Raw genomic sequence first — 6,610 nt, forward strand, 5'->3', positions numbered from 1 at the left:
GCCGCCGCCCCGGGCCAGCAGTTCCGCGACGCCCACCGCCCCGTACACCTCCGCCTCCGGGAACGCCGCCGTCCCCAGCACGTGGTCGAAGTGCGGATGGCTCAGCGCGACGTACGTGACGGGCCGCCCGGGGCCCAGCAGCGCGGCCACGTCGGCCCGCAGCGCCGCGCCCTCCCTGGGCGTCGAGCCCGTGTCGTACAGCAGGACGCCGGTGTCACCGGCCACGAGTCCGGCGGTCGCGTCCCACCCGGGCAGCCGGCACCGGCCCGCCCGCGGCGACAGCCGCTCCCAGCCGCGCTCTCCCCAGGCGATGTCCATAGGACGACGCTAGCGCCGAAACCGATCGCCGGCCGGGCTCACGGCGCGCGGCCCCGCGCGGTACCGTGGTCGGTCACCCTTGCTAGGGGCGTACCCCACAGCCGTACACTGTCGGGGGGAATGCTGGCACTCCCTCCGGGTGAGTGCCAAGCCGGATCCGACGGACGACAGCGGGAGGTGTGCGCGATGCTCAGTGAACGCAGACTCGAAGTGCTCCGCGCGATCGTCCAGGACTACGTCGGCACCGAGGAGCCGGTCGGCTCCAAGGCGCTCACCGAGCGGCACAAGCTCGGCGTGTCTCCGGCGACGGTCCGCAACGACATGGCGGTGCTGGAGGACGAGGGCTTCATCGCCCAGCCGCACACCAGCGCCGGCCGTATCCCGACCGACAAGGGCTACCGGCTCTTCGTGGACCGGCTGGCGGGGGTCAAGCCCCTGTCGTCGCCGGAGCGCCGGGCCATCCAGAACTTCCTGGACAGCGCGGTCGACCTCGACGACGTGGTGGGCCGTACGGTACGGCTGCTCGCGCAGCTGACCCGGCAGGTCGCCGTGGTGCAGTACCCCTCGCTGACCCGCTCGACGGTGCGGCACGTGGAACTGCTCGCCCTGGCCTCCGCCCGGCTGATGCTCGTGTTGATCACGGACACCGGCCGGGTCGAACAACGCATGATCGACTGCCCCGCGCCCTTCGGGGAGACCGCCCTCGCGGACCTGCGGGCCCGGCTCAACAGCCGGGTCGTCGGACGCCGTTTCTCGGACGTCCCGCAGCTCGTGCAGGACCTTCCCGACTCGTTCGAGCAGGAGGACCGCGGGGTCGTCACGACGGTGCTCGCGACCCTGCTCGAAACGCTGGTCGAGGAGACCGAGGAACGGCTGGTGATCGGCGGTACGGCCAATCTCACCCGCTTCGGACACGATTTCCCGCTCACCATCCGGCCGGTGCTGGAGGCGCTGGAGGAGCAGGTCGTGCTCCTCAAGCTGCTGGGTGAGGCGGAGCACCCGGGCATGACCGTACGTATCGGGCACGAGAACGCCCATGAGGGCCTCAACTCCACGTCCGTCGTCGCGGTCGGCTACGGTTCGGGCGACGAGGCAGTCGCCAAACTCGGCGTGGTCGGACCGACCCGCATGGACTACCCCGGAACGATGGGAGCGGTACGCGCAGTGGCACGTTACGTCGGACAGATCCTGGCGGAGTCGTAAGTGGCCACGGACTACTACGCCGTTCTCGGCGTGCGCCGCGACGCGTCTCAGGACGAGATCAAGAAGGCATTCCGGAGGCTCGCCCGCGAGCTGCACCCGGATGTCAATCCCGATCCCAAGACGCAGGAGCGCTTCAAGGAGATCAACGCCGCGTACGAGGTGCTGTCGGACCCGCAGAAGAAGCAGGTCTACGACCTCGGCGGGGACCCGCTGTCCGCGAGCGGCGGCGGAGGCGGTGCGGGCGGTTTCGGAGCCGGTGGCTTCGGCAACTTCTCGGACATCATGGACGCGTTCTTCGGTACGTCGCAGCAGCGCGGGCCGCGCTCGCGGACGCGGCGGGGCCAGGACGCGATGATCAGGCTGGAGATCGACCTCAACGAGTCGGCCTTCGGCACCACCAAGGACATCCAGGTCGACACGGCCGTGGTCTGCACGACCTGCTCGGGCGAGGGGGCGGCGCCGGGCACCTCGGCGCAGACCTGCGACATGTGCCGCGGTCGCGGCGAGGTCTCGCAGGTCACGCGGTCCTTCCTGGGCCAGGTCATGACCTCGCGGCCCTGCCCGCAGTGCCAGGGCTTCGGTACGGTCGTGCCGACGCCGTGCCCCGAGTGCGCCGGTGACGGGCGGATCCGCTCGCGCCGCACGCTCACGGTCAAGATCCCGGCCGGTGTGGACAACGGCACGCGGATCCAGCTCGCGGGAGAGGGCGAGGTCGGCCCCGGCGGCGGCCCCGCCGGTGACCTGTACGTGGAGATCCACGAGCTGCCGCACGCGGTGTTCCAGCGGCGCGGCGACGACCTGCACTGCACGGTGACCGTCCCCATGACGGCGGCGTCCCTGGGCACCAAGTGTCCGCTGGAGACGCTGGACGGGGTGGAGGACATCGACGTACGGCCCGGCACGCAGTCGGGGCAGTCGATCCCGTTGCACGGGCGGGGCATCACCCACCTGCGCGGCGGCGGGCGCGGTGACCTCATCGTGCACGTCGAGGTCACGACCCCGTCGAAGCTGGACGCCGAGCAGGAACGGTTGCTGCGGGAGCTGGCGGTGCTGCGCGGCGAGGAACGGCCCCTGGGCCAGTTCCAGCCGGGCCAGCAGGGCCTGTTCTCCCGCTTGAAGGACGCGTTCAACGGTCGTTGACGGACGTCCTCCGTCGCCGGACGGGCTGTGAGAACCGAGCCCGTCCGGCGATTGAGGACACCGCGGCCGCGGGCCGCGCCCCCGGATCCCCCGAGCGGCGAGCGGCATGGCACCATGCTTCGCATGTCCTCCGCACTGACCGATCTCTGCCGGTATCCCATCGTGCAGGCCCCCATGGCGGGCGGTGCCTCCTGCCCGCAGCTCGCCGCGGCCGTCTCCGACGCCGGCGGGCTCGGGTTCCTCGCCGCCGGGTACAAATCGGTCGATGTCATGTACGAGGAGATCAAGCACCTGCGTGGTCTCACCTCGCGCCCCTTCGGCGTCAACCTCTTCATGCCCCAGCCGCACTACGCGGACAGCGCGGCCGTGGAGGTCTACCGCAACCAGCTCGCCGGTGAGGCCACCTGGTACGAGACGCCGCTCGGCGACCCCGAGAGCGGCCGGGACGACGGGTACGAGGCGAAGCTCGCGATCCTCCTGGACGACCCGGTCCCGGTCGTCTCGTTCACCTTCGGCTGCCCCACCCGTACGACCCTCGACGCCTTCGCCAAGGTCGGCACGCTCACCGTCGTCACCGTCACCACCCCCGAAGAGGCCCAGACCGCCCAGTGGTCCGGCGCCGACGTCGTCTGCGTCCAGGGCATCGAGGCCGGCGGCCACCAGGGCACCCACCGCGACGACCCGGAGAACGACGGCGTGGGCCTCGGGCTGCTCTCCCTCCTCGCGCTGGTCAAGGAGACCGTCGACCTCCCGATCATCGCGACCGGCGGCATCATGCGCGGCGGCCAGATCGCCGGGGTGCTGGCGGCGGGCGCGGAGGCGGCGCAGCTCGGCACCGCGTTCCTGGTGTGCCCGGAGTCCGGGGCGAGCGCGCTGCACAAGGACGCCATGACCAACCCGCTGTTCGCGCGGACCCAGTTGACGCGCGCGTTCTCCGGCCGCCCCGCCCGGGGCCTCGTCAACCGCTTCATGAGCGAGCACGGCAAGTACGCCCCGGCCGCCTACCCGGAGGTGCACCACGTCACCGCCGGGCTGCGCAAGGCCGCCGCGAAGGTGGGCGACGCGCAGGGCATGGCGCTGTGGGCCGGGCAGGGCCACCGGCTGGCCCGTGACCTGCCGGCCGCGACCCTGGTCAACGTCCTCGTCACCGAGTTCGAGGTGGCGGGTGCGTCTCTCGGCCGGCCGGGCAACGCCTCGTGACCGCCCCGGTGTTCGTGGTGGACGGCTTCGGCGCGGGACCGGCCGGGCGGTTCGTCCTGGACGGCTCCGAGGGGCGGCACGCGGTGTCCGTGAAGCGGCTGCGCGCCGGTGAGGACGTCGTCCTGACCGACGGCGGGGGCCGCTGGGCGGACGGCGTGGTCCTCGGGACGGAGGGCAAGGACCGCCTGATCGTCCAGCTCGACTCGTACACCGACGAACCGCCGGAGACCCCGCACATCACCGTCGTACAGGCCCTGCCCAAGGGTGACCGGGGCGAGGTGGCCGTCGAGACCATGACGGAGACCGGCGTGGACGCCGTCGTCCCGTGGGCGGCCTCCCGGTGTGTCACCCGGTGGAACGGTGAGCGGGGCGCGAAGGCGCTCGCCAAGTGGCGTTCCACGGCACGGGAGTCGGGGAAGCAGTCGCGGCGGGTGCGGTTCCCCGAGGTGGCGGACGCGATGAGTACGAAGCAGGTCGCCGCGCTGCTGGCGACGGCCGACTTCGCCGCCGTCCTGCACGAGGACCGGGACGCGGCGAGCGCCGCGCTCGCCTCGGCCGAACTGCCCCGCGAGGGTTCCGTCGTGCTGGTCGTCGGGCCCGAAGGGGGTGTGTCCCCCGAGGAGTTGGCGGCTTTCGCGGCGGTGGGCGCGAAGCCGTACCGGCTGGGCCACAGCGTGCTGCGTACGTCGACGGCGGGGACGGCGGCCGTGGCCGTGGTCATGGCCCGCACCGGCCGCTGGTCCTGACACCCCCTAACATGGACCGATCGTGATCGTGTGATCACCGTCATCGCCGGATTCGAGGAGGGCCAGGACCATGGCCGGAGAACCACAGGCCGACTGCCTGTTCTGCAAGATCGTGGCGGGGGACGTGCCGGCCACCGTCGTCCGTGAGACGGCGACCACCGTCGCCTTCCGGGACATCCACCCGCAGGCCCCCACCCACATCCTCGTCATCCCCCGCGTGCACTACCCCGACGCGGCCTCCCTGGCCGCCGCCGAGCCGGGGATCGCCGCGGACCTGCTGACCGAGGCCGGGACCGTCGCCGCCGAGGAGGGCGCCGACTCCACCGGCTACCGGATCGTCTTCAACACCGGCAGCGGCGCCGGCCAGACCGTCTTCCACGCGCACGCCCACCTGCTGGGCGGCCGGGGCCTCAACTGGCCTCCTGGATAAGCGCCTTGTCCGTACGAGAACTGGTCGTCCTGGGCACCGCCAGCCAGGTGCCCACGCGCCACCGCAACCACAACGGCTATCTGCTGCGCTGGGACGGCGAAGGCCTGCTCTTCGACCCGGGCGAGGGTACCCAGCGGCAGATGCTCCGGGCCGGGGTCGCCGCGCACGACATCAACCGCCTCTGCGTCACGCACTTCCACGGCGACCACGCGCTCGGGCTGGCCGGGGTGATCCAGCGGATCAACCTCGACCGGGTGCCGCACCCGGTCACCGCGCACTACCCGGCGAGCGGACAGAACTTCTTCGAGCGGCTGCGGTACGCGACGGCCTACCGCGAGACCGTCCGGCTGACCGAGGCGCCGGTCACCGGCGACGGAGTCCTCGCGCGGACCGCCGCGTACACGCTGGAGGCGCGACTCCTCTCGCACCCCGTCGAGTCGTACGGCTACCGCCTCACCGAGCCCGACGGGCGCCGCATGCTGCCGGAGCGGCTGGCCGCCCACGGCATCGCGGGCCCGGACGTCGGCCGCCTCGCGCGCGAGGGGGTCCTGGGCGGGGTCACGCTGGACGAGGTCAGCGAGATCCGTACCGGACAGCGGTTCGCCTTCGTCATGGACACCCGGCTCTGCGACGGCGTGCACACGCTCGCCGAGGGGTGCGACCTGCTGGTGATCGAATCGACGTTCCTGGACGAGGACGAGGCGCTCGCCACCGACCACGGCCACCTCACGGCGGGCCAGGCGGGGCGGGTGGCGCGGGACGCGGGCGTACGGCACCTGGTGCTCACCCACTTCTCGCAGCGGTACGGGGACCCGGAGGCGTTCGAACGGCAGGCGCGGGCGGCCGGCTTCACGGGCGAGGTGACCGTGGCCGCCGACCTGGTGCGGGTGCCGCTGCCCCCGCGCCGCGCCTGACCCGGTCCGGACACAGACGGGCGAAGACGGCGCCCGACCCGGTCCGACGGCCTGAAACGTACGGTTCGTCCGGCCGCCCGGGACACGGAAGGGCCTCCGACCTGCCGACCTGCCACCACGCCGCGTATCGGGCAGACTGTCTTGATCCGCACGCGATCGGGGAGCCCGCCGTGACCACATTCACCCCACCAGACGGAGAGCCGCAGGACCGGACCGCCGCCGTCGACCCGCTGGGCGGACTGCGCGCCCCGGACGATCCGCGGTGCGACGTCTACCTCACGGGCACGGTCTTCCTCGACATCATCTTCACCGGCCTGGCCGCCGCCCCCGTGCGCGGCACCGAGTCCTGGGCGCGGGGGATGGGCTCCAGCCCCGGCGGGATCGCCAACATGGCCACCGCCCTGGCCCGCCTCGGACTGCGCACCTCGCTCGCCGCCGCCTTCGGCGACGACCACTACGGGGAGTACTGCTGGGACGCGCTGGAGCAGGGCGAGGGCATCGACCTGTCCGGCTCCCGCAAGGTCCCCGGCTGGCACTCGCCGGTGACCGTGTCCATGGCGTACGAGGGCGAGCGGACGATGGTCTCGCACGGCCACGAGGCCCCGCCGCCCGAGGGCGCCCTGCCCGAGTGCCCGCCGCGCGCGCGGGCCGCCATCGCC

8 protein-coding genes are annotated in these 6,610 nt (G+C 72.6%); 7 read left to right on the top strand and 1 reads right to left on the bottom strand.

Annotated elements, in window-relative coordinates:
• The coding region (locus GT042_RS07250; protein ID WP_161307881.1) for an MBL fold metallo-hydrolase at positions 1-318 on the bottom strand (318 nt) is incomplete at its 3' end.
• Between the two features lie 186 nt (positions 319-504).
• Between GT042_RS07250 and hrcA the strand changes: the two genes are divergently transcribed.
• From hrcA to GT042_RS07285, 7 genes are all read left to right on the top strand, one after another.
• A complete protein-coding gene (hrcA, locus tag GT042_RS07255) occupies positions 505-1,521 on the top strand; it encodes a heat-inducible transcriptional repressor HrcA (protein ID WP_161307882.1) in 1,017 nt (338 codons plus the stop codon).
• Positions 1,522-2,661: a molecular chaperone DnaJ gene (gene dnaJ, locus GT042_RS07260; protein WP_161307883.1), complete on the top strand. Its 1,140-nt coding sequence runs from the start codon at positions 1,522-1,524 to the stop codon at positions 2,659-2,661.
• 123 nt (positions 2,662-2,784) lie between these two features.
• Positions 2,785-3,861: a nitronate monooxygenase gene (locus tag GT042_RS07265; RefSeq protein ID WP_161307884.1), complete on the top strand. Its 1,077-nt coding sequence runs from the start codon at positions 2,785-2,787 to the stop codon at positions 3,859-3,861.
• Positions 3,858-4,607 (top strand): 16S rRNA (uracil(1498)-N(3))-methyltransferase, encoded by a 750-nt coding sequence (locus GT042_RS07270; protein WP_161307885.1) that lies wholly within the window; start codon positions 3,858-3,860, stop codon positions 4,605-4,607. The genes GT042_RS07265 and GT042_RS07270 overlap by 4 nt, the downstream gene beginning before the upstream one ends.
• Before the next feature lie 70 nt (positions 4,608-4,677).
• The gene (locus GT042_RS07275; RefSeq protein ID WP_161307886.1) at positions 4,678-5,037 is read left to right on the top strand and encodes a histidine triad nucleotide-binding protein; all 360 of its coding nucleotides are present in this window, start codon (positions 4,678-4,680) and stop codon (positions 5,035-5,037) included.
• Between the two features lie 5 nt (positions 5,038-5,042).
• Positions 5,043-5,951: a ribonuclease Z gene (locus GT042_RS07280; RefSeq protein ID WP_161307887.1), complete on the top strand. Its 909-nt coding sequence runs from the start codon at positions 5,043-5,045 to the stop codon at positions 5,949-5,951.
• Between the two features lie 170 nt (positions 5,952-6,121).
• Positions 6,122-6,610 (top strand): PfkB family carbohydrate kinase (locus tag GT042_RS07285; RefSeq protein WP_345943704.1); only part of this gene is annotated, 489 nt, incomplete at its 3' end.

It is taken from the genome of Streptomyces sp. SID3212 (genome assembly GCF_009865405.1).
In the GTDB taxonomy this organism is placed as follows: Bacteria; Actinomycetota; Actinomycetes; order Streptomycetales; family Streptomycetaceae; genus Streptomyces.